This is a genomic window from uncultured Campylobacter sp. (genome assembly GCF_937921625.1).
GTDB lineage: Bacteria > Campylobacterota > Campylobacteria > Campylobacterales > Campylobacteraceae > Campylobacter_B.
On sequence record NZ_CAKZTI010000030.1, the window covers coordinates 1 to 21121 of the forward strand.

Sequence of the window (21121 nt, forward strand, 5' to 3'; positions counted from 1 at the left end):
CCCCGAAATTTGGTTGAAATTTTATTTATTAAAGATTAAATGAATAGGAATTTTATAAGATTAATCGGACGTGAAATTTTAATCGAAATTATAGATATTTTAAAACGAAATTTAAGGTAGTATCTGCCCGCATAGCAGCGGGCAAACGAATTAAATTCCGCCCGCCTAGCGGCAGGCAGAATTCTTTAAAATTTTAAATTGCAAAAATTTAAAATTTTAAAATTTACGACTTAGCGGATCTCTTTTAGTTGTACGACTTCGCCGGCGAGCATCTCCTCGGCGCTCTCTCCGGATTCTGCCGCCAAATCCCTTTTTTTGGCAAGATCGACGTTTTTGATCTGTAGATCAAGATCGTTTCGCTTAGAGGCCTTATCCAGCGCCTCTTCGCGAGTAATAATGCCGTCTCTGTAAAGATCGAGTAGGTGCTGATCGAAGGTCTGCATGCCGTAGGTGTTGCGACCGTCGGCGATCGCGTCTGGAATTTCATCGTCACGCGCATCAAGTATCATATCCTTAATACGCGTGTTTTTGCGCAAAATTTCGACGACGGCTACGCGCTTGCCTTCGATAGTACGGGCAAGGCGCTGAGAGATGACCGCTTCTAGGACGGACGCTAGCGTCATTCGGATACGCTCCTGCTCAGCTTGCTCAAACATCGCAATGATACGGTTGACCGTCTCTTTCGCATCGATGGTGTGCACCGTCGAAAACACGAGGTGTCCGGTTTCTGCGGCGTGAAGCGCCGTCTCGATCGTCTCCAAATCGCGCATCTCGCCCACGAATATAACGTCCGGGTCCTCTCTCAGCGCGGCGCGAAGCGAATCTGCGAAGTTGTTGCAATCCTCGCCGATAGCGCGCTGATTGATGATGCATTTATCGTCTTTGAAAACGAACTCTACGGGATCTTCGATCGTAACGACATGGCTGGTTCTTTGCCTATTTATGCGATTTATCATACTTGCGATCGTGGTCGTCTTTCCGCTTCCCGTAGGCCCCGTAAGTAGAACGACGCCGCGCATAGCCGTGTCGCAAATATCTTTGATCGAGGGCGGTAAGCCCAGCTCGTCAATCTCCGGAATTTTAACCGGTATCGTTCGGAAGACCGCGCTGATACCGTCGATTTGAAAGAAAATATTAACGCGGAAGCGATAATCGTCGTTTAGCTTGTAGGTAAAATCCACGCTCTTTTTCTCGATAAGCTCCGGAAAGCGCGTAATAAGCAGCTCTTTGGCTAGAGTCATCGCATCCTCTTTTAAAAAAGGCGTCTTGCTAAATTTAACCAGCTCGCCATGGATACGACCTCTGATAACCGCGCCCGATTTGATATGAAGGTCGCTACCGCCGTTTTGAATCAAAAATTCCAAATATTTATTTAGCCTGTCTCGCTGCTTAAAATCCAGCGTAGAAGCGTCAACTTGGTACTGCGAATAATCTATAGAACCCGCCATCATTTCTCCTTTTTAAGTGTTTTTATTATCTCTTTAAATGCCTCTTCAAAGGCTACTAGCCCGTCATCGAGTAGCTTTTTATACACCTTTTTCATATCGATCTTCGCATCCGTTACTCGCGCGAAAAATTCCTCTATCTGCGCGTCGCTAGGCGGCATTTTAGGTTTTTGATCGATGTTTACAAAAGCCTCTATGGTCTCAAGCGGCGCGGTATTTACGCAGCTCGGATACATTAGCTCGCTTACGTAGTAATCCTTCGGCAGATCATCTCCTTTTACGCCCGTGCTCGCAAACAGCGGCTTTACGTAATTTAAATTTTCTTTAGCGATGATGTTGTAGCATTTTGAAGCGTTCATCGTGCCGATTTTGCCGGTAGGAAGGCCTGCCGCAGCCATTTTTTCATCCAGTAACCTATCGAAGCGGCTAACGAAAATGCTAATTACTGTTTTTGGTAAATTTGCTTTCGGGAAGTAGCGACGAAAGCCCGCAATCCCCTCTTTTATCGCCTCGATACATTTTATGGTCTGCTCCGGCGAAAAAACCAAGGTCGCGTTTACGCTGATCCCCTTTTTTAATAGATCGCGCATCGCTTCGTAGCCCGCCTTCATAGCGGGGATTTTTATCATAACGTTTGGCATGCCGATCGTGCTATATAGGTGCTTGCCCTCACGATACATCGCCTCGGCGTCATCTGCGAAATATGGATCAACCTCGATACTCACAAAGCCGTCATCGCCGTTAATGAAATTTTTAAGTAGGCTCTCCGCCGCGCTTCTGATGTCTGCGGTGGCTAAAATTTCATACAGCTTTTTAGGCTCTTTTTTTCTAAATTCCTCTTTAGCCGCATCGTATGCTGAGGAGCTTAGGATCGCGTTTTTAAAGATTGCAGGATTGGAAGTAGCGCCGTTAATTATCCCTTTTTTGATCAGCTCGTCGAAATCTTTATCGATAAAATCGCGCTCCAAAAAGTCGCACCAAAGGCTGAAATTTAGGGCTTTATCATACATATTTCATAATCTCCTTCAAATCCTTTTTTTCAATGCAGACGCTCGCGTGCTCTTTTAAAATTTCATTCGCGCAAAAAGCAATTTTAAGTCCCGCCTCGCGAAACATCGAAACGTCGTTCGCGCCGTCTCCCACGCACATTATCTCGCTAGTATCTAGCCCCATCAGAGATTTAAGCTGCGCAAGCAGCGCGCCTTTTGAGTATCCAAACATCATCTCGCCGCCGAAAAGCCCGGTTAAAATTCCGTCCTTTTCATGCAGATAGTTCGCAAAGCTCGCGTCAAAACCCAGTTTTTTCTGCGCGGCGTCGGTGGCTAGATGAAATCCGCCGCTAAAGACGATCACCTTTATGCCTTTATTTTTCAGATACGCGATGATCTCGCTAGCGCCGCAAACGAAAGGCAGGCTTTCTGCGATAGCTTTAGCATCGCTAAGCCTCATCCCCTTTATCAGCGCCACTCGCTCGCTAAGGCTCTCGAAAAAATCAAGCTCTCCCGCCATCGCGCGCTTCGTGATTTCGCTAACTTGTCGCTGCGTGCCCATTTTAGCGGCGAAAAAACCTATCGTCTCGCCGTCCATCAGCGTAGAATCAAAGTCGAAAACACAAAGCTTTATCATAAATATCCTCGCAAAAATTTAGGAATTATAGCTAATTTAAGTTTAAGTTTTTTGGAATTAGCATAAATTTTTCGCTTTTTGCGACCTCGTAAATTTTACTCCTAACCCCGAACGAGCATAAATTTATATATTTTTTTTCGCCAAAATATAAAATTTCATCTTGATGATAGTGCCCCTCGATGATTAAATTTGCCGCGTAAAAATCGATCTTTGGCGCGATTATATCCTTAAAATTTGGCATTTTTTTGTATAGATTTTTCCCCTCCTGCGATTTTAAGATCATCTTTGAAATTTTAAATTTTAAAGCGCGATCGAGCAGATCCATAAATTTCAGAAAAGCTCTGTTTCGTAGCGAAAGCAGCGCAAATTGCGTCAGACGCGGCAAAAACAGATCGCCGTGCGCAATCTGCACCGCTTCGCCGCTCTCGCAGATAAATTTAGCGGGCTGCGCGGCGTTTGGATAAACTTTTGCGCGGGGGAAAATTTCGCGCAGATTAAAATCGTGGTTGCCCTCGAAGTAAAAAATTTCGCATTTTCGCGACAGCTCGTTTATTAGCGCGATCTCCTCTTCGTAGAAGCGCTGCACGTAGGTCGTGTTTGCCAAAAAATCAAACATATCGCCCATCATAAAAATTTGAGGCGGCAGGCTTTGTGCAGAACGCAGCACGCGCAAGAATTTCAAAAATTGCGGTCTACTCGCGCCTGCGTGCGCATCGCCGATAAAGATCGCGCCCGGTTTTATCGTCTGAATTTGATCATTTTGCATCTAGGCTCTCGCGCGTGAGCGCTTTTGCAAAAAGCACATCGTTTAAATTCCATGTGCGATACGCGGCAGCGCCGTAGCTTCGGCGAATCCGCACATTAAATTTGCGTTTGCGACCGCCTGCGACGATGCTCCGCGCAAAAGATTATCGATCGCCGAGTTGATCCAAATTTTATCGCCCGCTGTTTTTACAAAAATATCGCAAAAGTGCGTCCCTGCGACGTTTTTTATACTCACGGGTTCGCTTCGGACGCGCACGAAAGGCTCATTTTCGTAAAATTCCCGCAGTACTGCCTCAGCATCCACGCTCTTTTGCAGTACGCCAAACGCGCTAACCAGCATTCCGCGCGTAATCGGCAGCAAATTCGGCACGAAAAGCGTGCTAAATTCGCCGCCTTTTAAAATTTGTAGCTGCTCTTTGATCTCGTCTGCATGGCGATGCGAGATCGGCGAGTAGGCATTTGCGTTTTCGTTCGCGCTTACGAAATGGCTGCTTGCTTTAAGAGTCTTGCCCGCGCCGCTTACTCCGCTTTTTGCGTCGATGAATACGCCGATACTAGGATCGAGTAGCCGCACGAACGGCGCGAGCGCCAAAATAGAGCAGGTGGGATAGCAGCCAGGATTTGCCGTAAGGCGGGCGGCGCGGATCTTTTCGCGATTTAGCTCGGGCAGTCCGTAAACGGCGTGGGCTAAATTACGAGGGTCTAAATGCGTGGTGTAATTTTTCTCGTAAAACTCGCGGCTTAGGCGGTAATCGGCAGATAGATCGACTACCTTGACGCTTTTAAATTTTAAAATTTCGCGGGCAAATTCCATCGCTTTTTCATGCGGCAACGCCAAGAAAATAAGATCGCATCTTTGCGCTGCAACGCGAGCATCCGCAGCTTCTACGCTCATCTCAAACACGCCGCGAAGCTGCGGGAAAATTTCACTTATCTCGCCCTGCGCCGAAGCTCCCAAATATGAAATTTCAAAGCTCGGGTGGGAAAGTAGAGCCTTAATCAGCTCAAGCCCCGTATAGCCGCTAACGCCTATGATGCCTACTTTTTTCACGCTAATTCTCAAATTTGATCGGCTTGTATTCGACGCTTAAAATTTCCACGTCGCGCGTGCCTGATGGCAGCTGAAGCACCACCTCATCGCCCTCAGCTTTGCCTAAAAGCTGGCGCGCAAGCGGCGTGTTAATATTGATGAGCTTACGCGAGATGTCCGCTTCGCTAAGCCCTACGATCGTGTAGATCTCCTCCCGCTCGGTCTCTACGTCCATAAAGGTAACGGTAGAGCCGAATTTTACGCGGTCGTGCTCGTATGTCGAGGGATCGATGATCTTTGAGCGAGAGATGATGTCGCTAAGCTCGGCGATACGCGAGAGCAGAAACGCCTGCTCTTCGCGCGCCGCGTGGTACTCGGCGTTTTCTTTTAGATCGCCGTGTCCGCGCGCGATGTCTATCTGCTGCACGATGTGAGGCAGCTTCACGCTCTGAAGCTCTTTGAGCTCGGAGGTGATCTTTTCATATCCGTAAAGCGTCATTGGTTCGGTCGTCATAATCTTCCTTTCTTTTTATCAAATTATATAAGCTTTAGCCTTAAAATTTTAGCTCGCAGCCTGCGTTAAAATTTTTGCCACGTTTTCGCTGGAGCCGAATTTCAGATAATCTCGCAGCTTTTGGCTCGCAAGTTTAAATTTCGCAGCGTCGCAGCGCTCGTACGCGGCGAGTAGGTTTTGCGCACTTACCTCGGATTGCAAAAGCTCCTCGTGTAGCGGCTGCTCGCCCAAAAAATCAAAAATAATATTCGCAAGCCCCACGTGCTTTAGCTTTACGAGCTTTCGCGCGAGCCAAACGTCAAACGCGCGAGCCTTGTAGCACAGCACGAACGGAGTGCCGATGAGCGCCGCCTCAAGCGTCGCCGTACCCGAGCAGATGAAGGCGAAATCGCAATCCTTAAGCGTGGCAGGAGTATCGTTTGCGATGCTAAAGTCGCCCAGAGGCCCGTAAATTTCATCTCTTTGATCCATCAGATGCAGCGGGATTATCAAGGCTCGCTCGCTATTTTCAAATTTAGGCGCAAGGGCTCTAAAAATCGGCATCAGTCTTGAAATTTCAGCTCTGCGCGAGCCCGGCATAAAGGCGATCTTGCCCTGCTTTTCATAGCTTTGCTTTCGCAGCGTTATCTCATCTAATAGCGGATGCCCCACGAAAGAGTACTTTGCGGTTTCGGCGCTTTGACCGCTTTGGCGCGCGGCATCCTTTTTCGGTGCAGCGTCTTTATCTTTTGTTTCTTGTAGCGCCGCGTCTTTGCTCTCCGCTTCTTGCGGCACAGTGCCTTTATCTCCCTCGTAGTCCGCGCCGAAAAATTTCGCCTCAAAAGGCCAAATGGAGAGCAGGTTGTCGCAGAATTTTTTCAGTTTCTCCGCTCTGTGCGGCTTCCACGCCCAAACCTGCGGCAGGATATAATATGAAATTTCTGCGCGCGCGCCGCTTTCCTTGATCGCGCGAGCAAGCGGCAGATTAAACGCGGGCGAGTCGATAAGTAGCACGCGATCGCACTCCGCCGCAAGTCGCGTCATCTGCGCCATCGCGCGCTTGGCTTTTAAAATTAGCGGCAGAATTTCAACAAAGCCCATCGCCGAAAACTCGCTGCTTTTGTATATCGGCGAGCCAAGCTTTTCATCGTAAATTCCGCAAATCTCGCAAGCGGGATCAAGCCTTTTAAGATGCGCTAGAACCTCTTTAAAATGCAGGTTCGCCGAGGGTTCTAGGCAAGAGATTAAATATTTCAAATTTAGCCTTTTAAATTTTTGTTAATTATAGCAAAATGTGCTAAAATTAAGTCGACAAAGGATTTAAGATGAGAAATTTTAAAATTTTAGCGCTATGTGGCGCGTTCGTGATGTTGCTAGGCGGTTGCGGCGCGGCTAAATACCAAAAGCGTCAAGTCACCGAAGATCCCGCTGTAACAGCGCGTTTTGAGGCGCTTAGTAAGCTAGGCTCGCCCGCACTCGTCGCTAAAGCCGCAGCTAACGAGATCGCAGCAGACGTAGGCGGCGCCAAGCCCCACGTTAAGGTCGCGCAGTTTGCCTTCCTCGAAGAAATTAGCGCACAAGGAAGCGATCTGATCTATGCCTACTCGCTAAGCCCTGGCTGGGCGAGCCTGAAAAGCTCCGATCGGCAAAAATATCTCAAATTGCTAGCCAAGGATATTACCGAAAATGACTGCAACGCACCTAGTACGCGAGCTTTATTGCAAAGCGGAGTGCGCGAAGTGCACCGATTTTTCTACGATTATCCAAGCTCGCACCTACTTGATTCGCAGGTGAGCGAGGAGATATGCCGCAAAGCAGGGTTATAGATAGTCTCGCATAATTTTATGCCGCGGATTTGCATCGGCGCGAAAGCAAAATTTCGTGGTGTAAAATTTTACGATAATTTAAAAGACAAATTTTGCGGCGAGTTGCGGAGTGCGGTCGCAAAATTTAATTTAAGGAATTTCGAAAACGAAATTTAGGCGATGAAATTACGTGGCAGGCTATAAAATTTGTAGCAAAAAAAGATAAAATTTCGTAGCAAAAAGGCGGAATTTTTTCTATGGATTTTGTGATCTAAGTTCGCATGGAATTTTTGCGGAAAAATTTGGCGCAACGGAATTCTACGCCACGCAAGCTAAGTAGCAATTTTTGCATAGTAAAGAATTGAGCGCTAGAATTTTTGCAGACGGAATTCTGCCCCGATAGGCCTGTCGTGAAATTTTAGCTAAAGAGAGAATATGAAAGAAATTTTAATCACCAATGACGACGGATTCGAAGCGCGCGGACTTTTGGAGCTCGCAAGTGCGCTAAGATCGGTCGCAAACGTCACCATCGTAGCGCCAAGCTCGGAGAAATCGGCATGCTCACACTCCCTCACGCTCACGCGCCCGCTTAGATTTGTAAAGCTAGACGACGGATTTTTCAAACTCGACGACGCTACGCCCGCAGATTGCGTGTATTTGGCACTCCGCGCGCTGTATAATCGCAAGCCCGATCTTGTGATAAGCGGCATAAATCACGGCGCCAACGTCGCGGAGGACGTGACCTATTCGGGCACTTGCGGAGGCGCGATGGAGGGGGTTTTGCAAGGCATTCCCGCGCTTGCGGTGAGCCAGTTTTACGTCGCGGACTCGCTGCAGCGGTACGGATTTGACCTCGCGTGCGAACTCACGGTTGATCTAGTGGGGAAAATTTTCAAAAACGGCTTTCCGCTGCCGCCGAAGCAGTTTTTAAATTTAAACGTCCCTGCCGTCTCAAAGCAAGATTTTAAGGGGCTAACGGTTGCGCCCTGCGGCGAGAAGCTCTACGACACGGACGCGCAGCTAAACCGCAATCCGCGCGGGATGGAGTATTATTGGCTCGGCAAATCTACGCTCAGTTTTGATGCGAGCAAAAACGAAAACAGCGATATTTCGGTGCTTTTTGAGGGGCGGGCGACGCTAAGTCCGATCAAGCTAAATTTAACCGCGCACGAGCAGATGAGCGCGCTAGAAAGGTGGATGAAAAACGATGAGTGAGGTCGTAGTAGACCGCTTTTCGCGCTCGCGCCTACTTTTCGGCGAGGATTTTGCAAGGCTGCAAAGCGCTAAAATTTTAATCTGCGGCTGCGGCGGCGTGGGCGGAGCGGCGATAGAGGCGCTGTACCGCAGCGGCGCGGTAAATCTAAGCGTGATCGATTGCGATCGCTTCGAGATAACCAACCAAAATCGCCAGTTTGGAAGCGAGCACGTAGGCGAGCTAAAATGCGAGGTTTTCGCGCGCAAATTTAAAGGCGTAACGCCGATCGCCGCCAGGATCGATCAGGAATTTTTATCGGAATTTGATCTAGCAAAATTTGATTTCGTAATCGACGCGATCGACGACGTGGGCGCTAAGATCGCGCTTGCGCTGCGCTGCAGCGAGGCGGGTGTAGACTTCGTAAGCTCGATGGGCGGCGCAAAGAGACTCGATCCCGCTAGAATCGAAATCCGCTCAATCTGGCAGACGCAGGGCGATCCGCTCGCGCGCAAGATCAGATACGAGCTGCGAAAGCACGGCTTTGCGGGCGATTTTGACGTCGTCTGCTCGAGCGAGCCGCCGCGCGTCAAATCGATGGGCAGCTTCATGGGAGTGACCGCGAGCTTCGGGCTTTTCATCGCAAGCTACGTCGTGCGCAGGCTGATAGGCGAGCGATAAATTTAAACGCTTAAAATTTTATAGCGTTTCGGCGTGCGGCTCCGTCTGGTTGGGTTTTGCGGTTAAATTTAAATTTGGATATTTTGAGCTTTTGATCCGAGCGTGCTTTGCGGACGCGTGCGGTTAAAATACAAAGCGGCGAAAGCGGAATTTTACCGGACGACGAAGATAAAATTTGCTCGGCGCGAAGGTGAAATTTCATTGCTGCGAAGGATAAAATTTTATCCGCAAAGATCGACACAGACTCGGCGCGAGATGAAATTTAAGGACCACGCGAGCTACACGCACATATTGATGCATACGGCGTGTCATTTTAGCAGGTGCCAGATAGTAGCCTAGGATTAAAATTTAAATACGCGGATCGCAGCTTGCTTGTGAGCGAAATTTTGATTGAATTAAGTTCGCGCAGCTATCCTATGCGGCGTGTTTCATAGTGATGAGGCTTGAAATTCTATCGCGACTTTACGCTTTTTGATGCAAAAAAAGGCGCGCTCAGGCAAGCAAAACCAAATTAGCGCGCATCGGTCGCCGCGTAGCGCCTAAATAAGCGTAAAGCGTAAGCAAGGCTCAAGCAAACGCAGCGGCAAGCCTACTTCTAAATTCCATTTTTTACCGCTCGCAAAAAGCGGAATTTAGAAATTTAATTTAAAGGAGCAGCGATGAATGAAATTTTTACACGCACGAGCGTGCGAAACTTTACCGAAAAAATGCCGAGCGACGATCAAATCGAGCTCGTGCTAAAAGCCGCGATGCAAGCCCCTAGCGCAGGCAACCAGCGCTCATGGGAGTTTTACGTAGTACGCGACCGCACCGCGCTTACGCTACTTAGCAGCGTCGGCACCTACGGCGGCTGCACGAAGGATGCGCCGCTTGCGATCGTGGTCTGCACGCGCAAAAGCGGCTTAAAATTCCAGCCCTACGCTCGCTACGACTGCGCTTGTGCGGCAGAAAATCTCTGGCTAGCGGCGCACCATTTGGGGCTTGGCACCACGTGGCTGGGCGTAGCGCCCGATATTTACGCAATGGAGCGCGTAAGAGAAATTTTGGATCTGCCTGGGCATTTAGAGGCGTTTTGCATTATGCCTTTGGGCTTTCCGTCTCGCGTCACAAAGGCGCATTCACGCTTTGAGCCCGCTAAAATTCACTTCGTAGGCTAGATATGTTTATTTCGCAGAGTAAAATTGACGATCTAATCGCTAGCGACGGCGCGTTTTTGGACCTTACGACCGAGCTTTTGCAGGACTTTGTGGATCTAAACGCGCCCGCGCGGCTTTCGATCGTAACAAGACAGAATCTGATCTTTAGCGGCGGGCAGATTGCGCGCGAGGTAGCGGCACGCTTTGGTTGCGAGACGCAGCATCTAGCGCGCGAGGGAAGCGCATTTTGCGCGGGGGATGAAATTTTTAGCGCGCAGGGGAGCTTTGAGAGCCTGCATAAAGCTTGGAAGATCGTTCAGATCGTGTTTGAGTACTCCTGCAAAATTTCGACCTACGCGCACGAGATGGTTGCGCTGATGCGAGAGGCTAATCCGCGCTGCGTGCTGGGTGCGACGCGCAAGAGCTTTCCTTTTGCGAAGGAGCTTTGCGTAAATGCGCTGATAGCGGGCGGCGGAACGATGCACCGCTTGGGGCTGTACGACAGCGTCCTATTTTTTTCAAACCACATCCGCGCGTTTGCTAGCTTTAGCGAGTTTTGCGCGCAGATCGCTAAATTTAAAGAGCGCGCGCCCGAGCGAAAGATCATGATCGAAGTGGCGAGCGAGCGCGAATTTAGCGAGCTTTTAGGATACGCACCCGATGCGATAATGTGCGACAAGATGAGCCCTAGCGAGCTTAGAGCTTGCGTTTTGAGGCGAGATGAAACGGCGCCGCAGATTAAAATTTGCGCTGCGGGCGGCATAAATAAAAATAACTGCGCCGAGTTTGCAGCTACCGGCGCGGACGTGCTCGTAAGCTCGGCGGTTTGGAATCAGGGCGTGTGCTGCGATCTAGGCGGAAAGATAGAATTTATCTAAATATTAAATTTTAAATTTTAAGACGGAAAAGTCTAAAAAAGGACATAAAAACGCAATTTATTAATAAATAAAAGTATATTTTGTAAAATTCTTAAAATTTCAAAAAAAGGATTTTTATGAAAAAAATTGCTTTTATTTTAGCGCTTGCGGCAAGCGTTTCGTTCTGCGCGGATCAGCTGATAATCGCAGCCGGCGGCGGATACAAAAAGCCCGTCTCGGCCGTGATAGAAAATTTGAAAAAAGAGGGCATGGATGTGGCGGGATCGTTTGCCAACCTCGGCCAGCTAGTCATTCAATCGCGCGAGAATAAAATTTCATTCATCGTGGGCGACGAGGCGTTTTTGAAAAAAAGCGATCTAAATATCACTAAATTTGAGCGTATCGGGCGCAGCACGCTAGTTTTAGTAACGCCGAAAAATATCAAAATAAACGATGTCTCCGAGATCGCAAAGCTCGATAAGATCGCGATGCCCGATCCTAAAAAAGGCGATTTACGGTATCAGGACGAACGAGTTTTTACAAAACGCCAAGATGGAGCCGGTAAAAGATAAAATTTTAGCCGTCGCGGGCGTGCCGCAGGTGGTCGCTTACGTCATCAACGGCGAGGTGCAAGCAGGCTTTATCAACAGTACCGAAGCGGTCGCCAAAAAAGATGAGTTCGGCTCGATCATCTACATCGACGAGAGCCTCTACAGCCCCGCATTCATCGGCATCGCAAGGCTTAGCGCGTGCAGCAATGAGGCGCTTTGCGAAAAGGTGATGAAGGAATTTCAATCGGACCGCTCAAAAGAGATTTTTTCAAAATTCGGTCTTAAATGAGCGACATCGCTTGGATCATGCATCCTTTGCTTTTAAGCGTCAAAGCCCTGTTTTGCAGCTTTTTGCTGCTTATTTCAATAGGGCTAGCAATTTCATATTTTTTAGCTTTCAGCCAAGCCAAATTTAAAAAGATCATCGAAATTTTAGTGATTTTTCCGCTTATCTTTCCGCCGATCGCGACGGGATTTTTGCTTCTTTACATCTTCGGAAAGAGCGGATTTATCGGCTCTGCATTAAATTTAGACATCGTTTTTAACTTCTCTTCATTGGTAATCGCCGCATTTTTGGTGGGACTGCCGCTGTTTGTAAAGCCCGTGTGTGCGAGCTTTGAGCTCTTTCCGAAAAGTCTAATCGAAGCCGCGCAAATTTTAGGCAAAAACAGAGCTCAAATTTTTCTCCTCGTCATCCTTCCAAGTTCGCTTAAAACACTCGGCTCCGCGCTCATTTTAGCGCTGTCGCGCGGGCTTGGCGAAGTGGGTATCACGCTGATGCTGGGCGGAAACATCGTGGGTAAGACCGACACGCTAAGCCTTGCGATCATGGGCGCCGTGTATGACGGCGAGAACGAGCGAGCGCTGATTTTAAGCCTTTTGCTCGTGATTTTCAGCTTGATTTTATTTTATGCGATAAATCTTTTGGATAAAAAGCGAAATTTATCTAACTGAAAAAAATTATTTTTAAGTATTTTTTTGATAAAATTGCAAACGCATTTCATTTTAAAGGATTTTTCATGAAGAAATTTTTAATTTCATCAATTTTAGTCGCAAGCGCTTTGGTCGCTCACGAGCACGGCGATATGCAAAATTTCGACCCTAAGACCGGCAAGCACCTTGTCGTTACTATGGAGCAACTGGGCGAGAAGGGTAACGTGAGTGTCGGCGAGGTCGTAGCGGTCGAGACGAACTACGGCGTGGCGTTTTTCCCGAATTTAAAGGGTCTTACTAGCGGCGCGCACGGTTTTCACGTGCATCAAAACGCCGACTGCGGCGCGACCGAGAAAGGCTTAGGCATGAAAGCTGGCGGTCACTGGGATCCGAACGATACTAAAAAACATTCGTTTGCTTGGGACGATAGCGGCCACAAGGGCGATCTGCCTGCACTTTTCGTCGATGCCGAGGGCAATGCGGTCTATCCGGTGCTAGCTCCGAAAATCAAGAGCTTAGATGAGCTAAAGGGCCACTCGCTGATGGTTCACGTAGGCGGCGATAACCACAGCGATCATCCGAAACCGCTCGGCGGCGGCGGCGCTAGAATGGTCTGCGGCGTTATAAAATAAGCCTCGTTGCGGATGAAATTTAATCATCCGCAATCTCTAAGTATGTCCGCTCTGCGGTTAAATTTACGCGACGAAATTTCGCCGTCCGCAGCGCCGAGATACGCCCGCTTTGCCGTTAAATTTAAACGCGGCGGGCTTTGATACAACTTATGCAGCGCGAAATTTTGTGTTAAATTTACGCACTGCACCCTCTCTCCCGCTTAAATTTTAAAATTTAACTCCGTTTGCGCGCATTACGCCCTGTTTTTGCCGCAGCAGCGCAAAATTTTCCAAATTTAAATCAAGACTCTAAATTTACGGCTCCGAGCTATTTTGGCGGCGTGAGCTTCATTTAACTTTTTCTTCACGACTTTTTCATACAATTATGCCAACTTCCACAAAGGAGAGAGAATGAAAAAGATTGTTTTAGCAAGCGTTTTAGTTGCGGGCGTGCTGTTCGCCGCAGATTTTAGCTCAAGCACCCCCGAGCAGATCAATGCTGCAGTCGCCGGCGCGGATGCCAAGAGTTTAAGCGAAGCGGCGTTTGAGATCGATAAGCGCGCAGGCGAGCTAAGGGCGCAGGCAAGGGATCTCAAGCGCGGATTTAAGACCGAGTTTAAAAAGAAACTGGACGCTATGAGCGTCGAGGATCGCGAGAAATTCCTAGACGAGTTTAGAAAAAACTATAACGCCCAGGCGGGCAAGCTAAGCGTCGAGCAGGCGGATAGACTGGATATCGAGCTCAAAGATCGCGGTAATTTCGGCAAATTTAAAAGGCCTGCTTGCGGGTTTGGTCCACACAGATCGCAGATGGCACCCGGCGAGTGCGGTCATATGCCGCCTAAAGGAATGCGCGACGGCGCGGGTCCGGCAATGCCGCCAAGAGACGCGATGCCGTGCAATCAAAACGCGGGCGCCGCTGTGTGCCCTATGACGCAGCAATAGCCGCCCGCGCGCAAACTATTTAGTTCCGCGCAGCATTTGCGCGGAATTCTGCTTTATCGAAATACGGCGCGAGAATTTTAGAATTTTAGCTTGAAATTTATGCGGCGTAGCGCCGATGAAATTTCGCAAAATTTTATCGGCGCAGGCGAGGTTTTGAAATTCTACGCGGCGAAATTTTAGGACGTGAAATTTTAAAATTTCGTAGCGGCAGAATTTTAAAACTCCCGTACTTTGCCTGTAAATTTTGAAATTCCGCGGCGCGAAAATTTTATATCGTAAAATTTTAGCCTCTTGCGCCGCTTGGCGCACTGCGCGAATTAATTACTAGGCGAGCAATCTAAATTTACGAAGCGTGCCTTAGAGCCAAGACGCGTCGTTTTCGCCACGATAAAATTTTGCCCTGAAATTTTGCAATTAAATTTTACGTGGAATTTCACAGGGTATAATTTCGAAAATTCTACGCAAGGAGGCGGCCTATGGCAAGAGTTTTGATCGTCGAGGACGAGGGGATGCTGCTAGACATGATGTGCACCTACATGCGCGGCGCGGGGCACGAGGTAAGCGGCAGTAAAAGCTACGACGAGGCGCTTTCATTAGCATACGAAAAGAGCTTCGATCTGTGGATCTTCGACGTCAAAATCATCGGCGGCAACGGCTTTGCGCTACTTCGCGAGCTGCGCGAGGCCGGGCGCGGCGCACCGTGCATTTTCACGACGTCGCTAAACACTCTGCAAGACGTCGAAAGCGGCTTTAGAAGCGGCTGCGACGACTACCTCAAAAAGCCCTTCGAGCTAAAAGAGCTGGCTCTGCGCGCAGATAATTTACTAAAGCGCACCTTCGTCCACAACGCCGCCCTGCGCGAAAATATCGGCGGAAACTTTAGCTTCGATATGGCTCAGCGCGCGCTTTATTGCGACGGAAAAGCCGTGCCGATGCCGCAGAAGCAGGCGCGGCTTCTTGCTCTGCTTCTGAAAAACCGCGATAAATTCCTTAGTAAAGATGAAATTTTCGCCGCGCTGTGGGACTACGACGAGAGCCCGAGCGAGCTTAGCCTGCGCGTTTATATCGCGGAGCTGCGAAAAATTTTAGGCAAGGATCGCATCATAAACGCTTCCAAGCTCGGCTACAAATATCTTTAGGAGCGCGCCGTGTCCAAAATGCGTCAAATTCTACCGATTTTTTTACTCTACACGCTTACTAGCGTCCTGTTTTTGGCGCTGGTAAGCAGCGTATTTTACGAGCGGGAGAAGTTTTTTATCGCGGATCGCGATGCCTTTGCGATAAGGGATTTCAAGCACGGCTTAGAGGCTAAGCTCGCGCGCGGCGGGCGCCTAAATGAGGGCGATTTCGACGCTATGCAGGCATACGCGGCGGATCTGAATAGCAGCGATGAGATCGCGCGGGATTTTGAGCCGAAGGACGACGCGCCGCGCGTGTATATGGAGGGATCTGGCAGGATCGAGCAGTTTAATCTCACCGCCAAGGACGGCACGGAGTATTACGTAGCGATCAAAACGGAAGCGCTTGAGGGCAAGCTAGCGGCGCTGAAGCTTAAAATTTTAGCCGCGAGCGCGCTTGTTTTGGCGCTTATTTTGCTGATCGCGTATTTTATCATCCGCCTTTCGCTGCGCCCGCTTTACGAAAAGATTGAGTTTCTTGACGGCTTCATCCGCGACACGACGCACGAGATAAAAACCCCGCTTAGCGTGATTTTGATGAGTATCGAGCTTTTCGATACCGATGCGAAAAAATATCTGGGTAATATCAAGACGGGCGCAAATACGATAAACGCGCTATTCGAGGATCTAACCGCGCTAAGCTTAAACAAAAGCGGCAGCGGGCGGGAGGTAAATTTAGGCGAGCTGCTGCAAGGCCGCATAGAGTATTTCGGCATCTCTGCGGAGCAAAAGTGCATAAGCTTAAACGCCGATCTGCACCCGGTAGCCTTTTGCGCGGATGAGTTTAAGCTGCGAAAGATCATCGACAATCTGCTTGGCAATGCGATAAAATATTGTGATGAGCTCGGCTGCGTCGAGGTGAGCCTAAGCGAGCGCTCGCTTCGCATCAAAAACAGCGGCGCGGGCATCGCGCAGCAAAATTCACCGCATATTTTCGAGCTTTACACCCGCTTTGACGAACGCAACGGCGGCTTTGGCATCGGGCTTTTTATCGTGAAAAAATATTGCGACGAGCTCGGGCTTAAAATTTCGTGCGATAGCAACGAGGACTGGACGGAATTTGAGGTGAAATTTTAACTTTACCCAAATGAAATTCTGCGCGAATGAAATTTTAGCAGGCGGGCTTGTTGGGCTTAACCGCGCGGGTTTAAATTTAGCTAGTGATTCGTTCGTAAAAATTTGCGCTAGGTTATAATTTGACGGCGGAATTTACGCATGCAATTCGGTTACGCTCGCAAAATTTCGCCCGCCGGTTTGCAGAATACATAGCGTAAGTCATATTAAATTTTATAAAATTTCGAGCCGTGGAATTTATCCGAAATTACGTAGCCGCTCGCTAAAATGGCGATAAATTTCGCCGGATGGAACAATGATAAATATTGATAAGGTAAGCTATAAAAGAGCCAAGTTTAGACAAGCGGATTTAGAGGCCGCATCAGGAGGCGATACGGCGGCAAGCGACGCGGCAAACGCTAGTGCGCCAAGGCGCGTAAGAATCTTGGCAAAAGCGGCTTTGAAGCATGGAGCGAGAAGCTGTTGCATGGCTGCGGGGCTAGCTTTCGCTACGCAGTGCGTATCCCGCTCGCGTCCAAAGTGCAACTGGACGCAGATGAATGCATCCTATGCGAGTATAAAAAGCGCGGAAGCGGGCTTGAAATAATCGCTGCTTTGCTAGTCTTAATCCCCGTTTTAGGCGTGATTGCGCTATGCTTTAAACCAGAATACGGCGTAGTTTTTAATATAACTATCCTGCTAGCCGGCTTTTGCATGATAATGGTGTTTTTGTAGGTCTTTTGGGATACCGTGCACAAGGGAATTTATGTGAGCGATAAAAAATTTAATCAATCAAAACGGCATAAAATTCCCGATTGAAAAAGTGCACTTTAGTGCCTTATCCAACCGCTGCGGAGATATCACGCTATATTTTTATGTCACGCCGTTTAGCCAGATTTTTACGCTAAGCATAGACGGTAGCTATGAGTTTAACGCTCTCATCTATTGCTTAGCCACGCTCTGCAATAACGATGAGCTTTTTTGCTTTGCGACGCACCGATACGTGCGCGCTAGAGCTAGCGGACGTCGCCCTCATATAATTTTAAACGCTAGGCTGTGTAAGAGCGAGCCAAAATTCTAAAAGCTTCGAAATTTTCAACTAAAATTTCCCCGCAGAATACGACGCCAAAAATTTAAATGGAATTTGTAAGCACGATTTTGCACACAAATTTTACTGCGAAAATCCGCGCACAAAATCCATAGTTCAAATTTTGCACTTGAATTTTTTGGATAAATTTCTCCCTCAAATTTCGTAAAGAATTTACGCCGTCATAGCCTAATAATAGTACGTAGAGCCTGCAAAATTCGTAACAATGCAAGCAAAATTTGCCAAGATTAGGGATAAAATTTTATCAAGGCAAGTAAAGATTTATTTAGTCGTAAACGGATTTCGTAACGGCACAGATTAAGCTAACACGTGCTTGATAATGAGCTTTCGTGCGAATTCTATAAAAATTTTATGGCGGCGCAAATAAAATTTCGCGTAACAAGGACGAGCTAAGCACTCGCAGCTACGCTTTAAATCAATGCTGCGGCTGTCCGTGTTTAGCCCGGATCACGAATATCTTGCCGCAATCTCCTTTTGCCCTAAAATTTGCACGATCTCGTCTAAGCTTAAAATTTTGCCGTGCGAGTCAAAGCCTACGTTTAGTATGCGCCCCTCTAGGCTGGAAGCGCGGTCGTGCAAGTGTCCGTGAAGCATAAAAGAGCCTCGCGAGGCGTGGTTGTGCTCCTCTATGGGATAGTGAAACATACAGATGCTCATACCCGCTTTGCCGTCCTTTATCGCGCCCGCACCGCCGTCAAAATTTAGCTCTTTGTAGTGCAGGATATCGCTAAAGATGGGATTTCCGTCATCTTTTAGCTCGCGTAGCAGTGCTTCTTTGTTTTGGCTGATGAGCGTATCGTGGTTGCCTAAAATCAGCACATGCAAGCCGTTTAGCCTACGCGCTACGCTTTTTAGATCCTTTAATTTATTACAAAATGCAAAATCGCCCAGATCATAAACCGTATCTTCCGGCCCCACTACGGCATTCCAGAGCTCTATTAGCTTTTCATTCATCTCGCTTACGTCGTTAAAAGCCCTAAATTTAGGGCAGTATTTCATAATATTGCCGTGATAAAAATGCAAATCGGAGGTAAAAAATATCATCATTTTCCTTTAAGCTCTAATCGCCGCTTACGTAAATTTACGCGGCGCCAAATATTTGCACGATAATCGTTAAACTTTTTCTAAAAATTCTTTTATAAAGCCTAGCTTGCCCTGCTCGTCAAGGGATTTGAATTCTCGCTCGTTTGCTTTGATGTGATCGACCAAAGGGTGGAATTCTTCATCAAGCTTGGTTTTATCCAGTTTGCCGGAAAGCGCCTCGTTTTTACTGCGAGCAAAAAATTTATTCACGAGATAATAAGGCGTTTTCATCTTAAAGCAAAAATCGTTCTGGCTTGGGATATACACCATAAAGCCCTCGAATTTTGCCTCTTTGACTATATTTTTTAGCTCCGCAAAGCTCGTTTTTAGATACTGCTCGTCCTTCTTATAAAAAGGTCTTTTTAGCGCGCCAGCGGTGCTTGCAGCGATCTTATCCAGCTCAAATTCGCTCTCTTGCGCGCCGGTTTTAGCGTCGATAAGTCCGATAAAAGTCTCACCAAGCTCCTCTTCTACGATGTGCGGATCGCTCTCGTCGGTGATCTCAAATAAAAAAGTTTTATTTGGATAGCGTTTGAAAATCTCTTCAAATTTACAGCAGTGCTCGCGCGCCATCTGCGCAAATCTACTATCGGTCGATCCCGTCGTGGAGTAGATGACGCGGCGGTTAAAGCTCGCGCCGCTTTCGCCGACATCTACGTAGGTGCAACACCCCAAAAAGCCGTTTACCTTTCGCACGGCAAGCACGGGCGTATCGTCTGTGATATCGATAGGATAAAGGCTTTTGCGCGAGGTAAATTCCGAGTAGTTATAGACCTTTTTAAACGGACGCACGATGATATTTAGATTCTCGTCCATTATGAGCCCGCGCATCTCAAGCAACGCCTTATCCCAATCGGCTTTGAAAAAGACGCGTTTTGAGTATTTGTAGGTGCGAAGCTCGGGATAAAGCTCGCTTTGACGCGCGCTCCAGAGCCTTTTGTCCTGCGTGGCAGCGATATATTTTTTCGTTACGTAGGTGTTTTGCGCCGCATCAAAGGGTAGATCGCGCCTGTTTAGAGCCGCCGCGTCTTTGATCTTTTGCGCTACGCTTTCGCTCATAGGATTGATGGGCGGGATCAAAATTTCGCCCTCTATTTTATTGTTTGCGACCTTGATAAACATCGCTATTACCGTATTTTCATCGACGCCGTGCTCGGAGGCGAAGAAATTTTGCATTCTAAAACACTCGAAAATAAATCCATTCTGGGCGGCTTGCTCTTTTAGGCTTAGCAGCTCTTTGGTGCGCGCGCTCACGTTGCTAAGCACGATAAGAACGTCTTTAGCTTTGTTTTCCAGGGCAAATTTATACGCCTGCTTTATCTCGCGGGCGACCTTGCGCTTCGCGTCTTCTAAAAGCTTCGGCGACCAAGTATAAACCCCCGCCTCACCTACTAAAAACATATCGTTTTCCAGATGATAAATTTGCGCCTGAGGGTATTCGTTTTTAAATTCTTTAATTTTCTCTTTTGCGAAAGTCGTTTTACCCGAGCCCGCGTGTCCGCGAACGACTATAAATTTTCTCATTTTACCGCCTTGATTTTATGTGGCGATATTCTACCTGAAATTTGAGCGCCTTGGTATAAAGAAATATGGATTTTGGTAAAATTCAATTTACAGAGCAGATTTTTGCCGCTTAGCTCGCGCAGTTTTGAGACGCGAATGAGACGGCGCAGCACCCGTATCTACGAGGGCTTGCTACCGATGCGCTTTTGGCACGAAATTGAGCGAGGATAAAATTTGCGGAGAAGCCGCTGGGCGGCTTAAATTTAAACCTCAAAGCTCAAATTTACAAAGAGATTAAATTTGATCTCTTTATGGGCTTATCGAAGCATAAAATTTATTGTTTTGACTAATTTGAATACGATAAAAAGATAGCGATATATGTTAGGCTCAAAAATTTTAAATAAATAGAAATTTGCACTTTGCCGAGGTGCTGAAATTAAAATTTGATCGAATTTATCCTCGCCGAAGCGCTTGATCGACGAAGGCGCCAAATTTTGATAGACGCGCTATAAAAAGCGTATTTATCCTCGCTATTTGATTTAAATTTAGCCCCGTAAAGGGGCTAAATACGCTTATTTATCTCCTAACGGCCAGTAAACGATCGGTTTGGCTCCAAGTCTTGCTTCGCCGTGATACATGCCGAGCTTATCTTTCGTCCACGCAAAGCCCGTGTGTCCGTGCTTGTCGATCGAGATAATGCCACCGCTACCGCCGAGTGCTTTGACCTCTTTTACCGCTTCTTCGGCGGCCTTTTGCACATCGGAGGTTTTGTATTTATACAGAGCTGACACCTCGTGCGCGGCGTTTACGCGCATGTAGATGTCGCCCGTGCCGGTGCATGAAACCGCCACCGAGTCGTTATCGGCGTAGGTTCCGGAGCCGATTATCGGGCTATCGCCGATGCGGCCGGTCATTTTGTTGGTCATGCCGCCGGTGCTAGTAGCTGCGGCTAGGTTGCCGTTTTTATCCAGCGCGATCGCGCCTACGGTGCCAAGATATGGGCGCTCGTGTAAATTCAGCGACGTCTTTTTTGCCTTTTCGCTATCAAGTAGCAGCTTTTGTTTTTCTTTGGCTTTTTGCAGCGCGTCGTATCTAAACTGCGTGAAAAAATACTTCTGATCGACCA

At 47.9% G+C, this 21121-nt stretch carries 26 protein-coding genes; 14 read left to right on the forward strand and 12 right to left on the reverse strand.

Features of this window, described 5'->3' with window-relative positions:
• Nucleotides 1-230 precede the first annotated feature (230 nt).
• From Q0101_RS04955 to Q0101_RS04985, 7 genes are read right to left on the reverse strand one after another with little or no spacing between them, the layout of a single operon-like run.
• Nucleotides 231-1448 carry a type IV pilus twitching motility protein PilT gene (locus tag Q0101_RS04955; protein ID WP_297942898.1) on the reverse strand — a complete coding sequence of 406 codons (1218 nt, stop codon included), beginning with the start codon at nt 1446-1448 and terminating at the stop codon, nt 231-233.
• Nucleotides 1448-2455 (reverse strand): transaldolase, encoded by a 1008-nt coding sequence (locus tag Q0101_RS04960; protein ID WP_297942900.1) that lies wholly within the window; start codon nt 2453-2455, stop codon nt 1448-1450. The genes Q0101_RS04955 and Q0101_RS04960 overlap by 1 nt, the downstream gene beginning before the upstream one ends.
• A complete protein-coding gene (gene serB / locus Q0101_RS04965; protein ID WP_297942902.1) occupies nt 2448-3071 on the reverse strand; it encodes a phosphoserine phosphatase SerB in 624 nt (207 codons plus the stop codon). The genes Q0101_RS04960 and serB overlap by 8 nt, the downstream gene beginning before the upstream one ends.
• 31 nt (nt 3072-3102) lie before the next feature.
• The gene (locus tag Q0101_RS04970) at nt 3103-3837 is read right to left on the reverse strand and encodes a metallophosphoesterase (RefSeq protein ID WP_297942904.1); all 735 of its coding nucleotides are present in this window, start codon (nt 3835-3837) and stop codon (nt 3103-3105) included.
• Nucleotides 3838-3879: 42 nt separating this feature from the next.
• Complete coding sequence (gene argC, locus Q0101_RS04975) at nt 3880-4887, reverse strand: N-acetyl-gamma-glutamyl-phosphate reductase (RefSeq protein WP_297942906.1); 1008 nt, start codon at nt 4885-4887, stop codon at nt 3880-3882.
• 1 nt (nt 4888) lies between these two features.
• Nucleotides 4889-5380: a transcription elongation factor GreA gene (greA, locus tag Q0101_RS04980; RefSeq protein ID WP_297942908.1), complete on the reverse strand. Its 492-nt coding sequence runs from the start codon at nt 5378-5380 to the stop codon at nt 4889-4891.
• Between the two features lie 48 nt (nt 5381-5428).
• The gene (locus Q0101_RS04985; RefSeq protein ID WP_297942910.1) at nt 5429-6616 is read right to left on the reverse strand and encodes a lipid-A-disaccharide synthase; all 1188 of its coding nucleotides are present in this window, start codon (nt 6614-6616) and stop codon (nt 5429-5431) included.
• A 68-nt stretch (nt 6617-6684) separates the two neighbouring features.
• On the opposite strand from Q0101_RS04985, the gene Q0101_RS04990 reads away from it, so the two are divergent.
• The 9 genes from Q0101_RS04990 to Q0101_RS05030 all read left to right on the forward strand — a co-directional run bounded on the left by Q0101_RS04990 (nt 6685) and on the right by Q0101_RS05030 (nt 13146).
• The gene (locus Q0101_RS04990) at nt 6685-7185 is read left to right on the forward strand and encodes a hypothetical protein (protein ID WP_297942912.1); all 501 of its coding nucleotides are present in this window, start codon (nt 6685-6687) and stop codon (nt 7183-7185) included.
• 414 nt (nt 7186-7599) lie between these two features.
• Entirely contained in the window at nt 7600-8379 is a 780-nt protein-coding gene (surE, locus tag Q0101_RS04995; RefSeq protein ID WP_297942914.1) for a 5'/3'-nucleotidase SurE, read from the forward strand.
• Nucleotides 8372-9037, forward strand: coding sequence for a ThiF family adenylyltransferase (locus Q0101_RS05000; RefSeq protein WP_297942916.1), 666 nt, complete (start codon nt 8372-8374; stop codon nt 9035-9037). Before surE ends, Q0101_RS05000 begins: the two co-directional genes overlap by 8 nt.
• 659 nt (nt 9038-9696) lie before the next feature.
• On the forward strand, nt 9697-10194 hold the full coding sequence (locus Q0101_RS05005; RefSeq protein WP_005869576.1) for a nitroreductase family protein: 498 nt from the start codon (nt 9697-9699) through the stop codon (nt 10192-10194).
• Nucleotides 10195-10196: 2 nt separating this feature from the next.
• Complete coding sequence (gene modD / locus Q0101_RS05010; protein WP_297942918.1) at nt 10197-11051, forward strand: ModD protein; 855 nt, start codon at nt 10197-10199, stop codon at nt 11049-11051.
• A gap of 116 nt (nt 11052-11167) precedes the next feature.
• Nucleotides 11168-11602, forward strand: a complete 435-nt coding sequence (locus tag Q0101_RS05015; protein ID WP_297942920.1) for a hypothetical protein — start codon at nt 11168-11170, stop codon at nt 11600-11602.
• The gene (locus tag Q0101_RS05020; RefSeq protein WP_297942922.1) at nt 11583-11870 is read left to right on the forward strand and encodes a substrate-binding domain-containing protein; all 288 of its coding nucleotides are present in this window, start codon (nt 11583-11585) and stop codon (nt 11868-11870) included. Before Q0101_RS05015 ends, Q0101_RS05020 begins: the two co-directional genes overlap by 20 nt.
• Nucleotides 11867-12535 (forward strand): molybdenum ABC transporter permease, encoded by a 669-nt coding sequence (locus tag Q0101_RS05025; RefSeq protein WP_297942924.1) that lies wholly within the window; start codon nt 11867-11869, stop codon nt 12533-12535. Before Q0101_RS05020 ends, Q0101_RS05025 begins: the two co-directional genes overlap by 4 nt.
• A 65-nt stretch (nt 12536-12600) precedes the next feature.
• Complete coding sequence (locus Q0101_RS05030) at nt 12601-13146, forward strand: superoxide dismutase family protein (RefSeq protein ID WP_297942926.1); 546 nt, start codon at nt 12601-12603, stop codon at nt 13144-13146.
• A 23-nt stretch (nt 13147-13169) separates the two neighbouring features.
• Here the strand turns inward: Q0101_RS05030 and Q0101_RS05035 are convergent, their stop codons facing one another.
• The gene (locus Q0101_RS05035; RefSeq protein WP_297942928.1) at nt 13170-13334 is read right to left on the reverse strand and encodes a hypothetical protein; all 165 of its coding nucleotides are present in this window, start codon (nt 13332-13334) and stop codon (nt 13170-13172) included.
• 202 nt (nt 13335-13536) lie between these two features.
• On the opposite strand from Q0101_RS05035, the gene Q0101_RS05040 reads away from it, so the two are divergent.
• The gene (locus Q0101_RS05040) at nt 13537-14070 is read left to right on the forward strand and encodes a DUF1104 domain-containing protein (protein ID WP_297942930.1); all 534 of its coding nucleotides are present in this window, start codon (nt 13537-13539) and stop codon (nt 14068-14070) included.
• A gap of 15 nt (nt 14071-14085) precedes the next feature.
• Here Q0101_RS05040 and Q0101_RS05045 read toward each other — a convergent pair whose 3' ends face one another.
• On the reverse strand, nt 14086-14379 hold the full coding sequence (locus Q0101_RS05045; protein ID WP_297942932.1) for a hypothetical protein: 294 nt from the start codon (nt 14377-14379) through the stop codon (nt 14086-14088).
• A 167-nt stretch (nt 14380-14546) separates the two neighbouring features.
• Between Q0101_RS05045 and Q0101_RS05050 the strand changes: the two genes are divergently transcribed.
• From Q0101_RS05050 to Q0101_RS05065, 4 genes are all read left to right on the forward strand, one after another.
• Entirely contained in the window at nt 14547-15209 is a 663-nt protein-coding gene (locus Q0101_RS05050) for a response regulator transcription factor (protein ID WP_297881395.1), read from the forward strand.
• 18 nt (nt 15210-15227) lie between these two features.
• On the forward strand, nt 15228-16325 hold the full coding sequence (locus tag Q0101_RS05055) for a HAMP domain-containing sensor histidine kinase (RefSeq protein WP_297942944.1): 1098 nt from the start codon (nt 15228-15230) through the stop codon (nt 16323-16325).
• A gap of 292 nt (nt 16326-16617) precedes the next feature.
• Complete coding sequence (locus tag Q0101_RS05060; RefSeq protein ID WP_297942934.1) at nt 16618-16908, forward strand: hypothetical protein; 291 nt, start codon at nt 16618-16620, stop codon at nt 16906-16908.
• A 216-nt stretch (nt 16909-17124) separates the two neighbouring features.
• Nucleotides 17125-17382 carry a hypothetical protein gene (locus Q0101_RS05065; RefSeq protein WP_297942936.1) on the forward strand — a complete coding sequence of 86 codons (258 nt, stop codon included), beginning with the start codon at nt 17125-17127 and terminating at the stop codon, nt 17380-17382.
• Nucleotides 17383-17856: 474 nt separating this feature from the next.
• Here Q0101_RS05065 and Q0101_RS05070 read toward each other — a convergent pair whose 3' ends face one another.
• The 3 genes from Q0101_RS05070 to Q0101_RS05080 all read right to left on the reverse strand — a co-directional run.
• The gene (locus Q0101_RS05070) at nt 17857-18453 is read right to left on the reverse strand and encodes a phosphoesterase (protein ID WP_297942938.1); all 597 of its coding nucleotides are present in this window, start codon (nt 18451-18453) and stop codon (nt 17857-17859) included.
• Nucleotides 18454-18522: 69 nt separating this feature from the next.
• Nucleotides 18523-20016 carry an RNA ligase gene (locus Q0101_RS05075; protein WP_297942940.1) on the reverse strand — a complete coding sequence of 498 codons (1494 nt, stop codon included), beginning with the start codon at nt 20014-20016 and terminating at the stop codon, nt 18523-18525.
• A gap of 551 nt (nt 20017-20567) precedes the next feature.
• Nucleotides 20568-21121 (reverse strand): isoaspartyl peptidase/L-asparaginase (locus Q0101_RS05080; protein ID WP_297942942.1); only part of this gene is annotated, 554 nt, incomplete at its 5' end.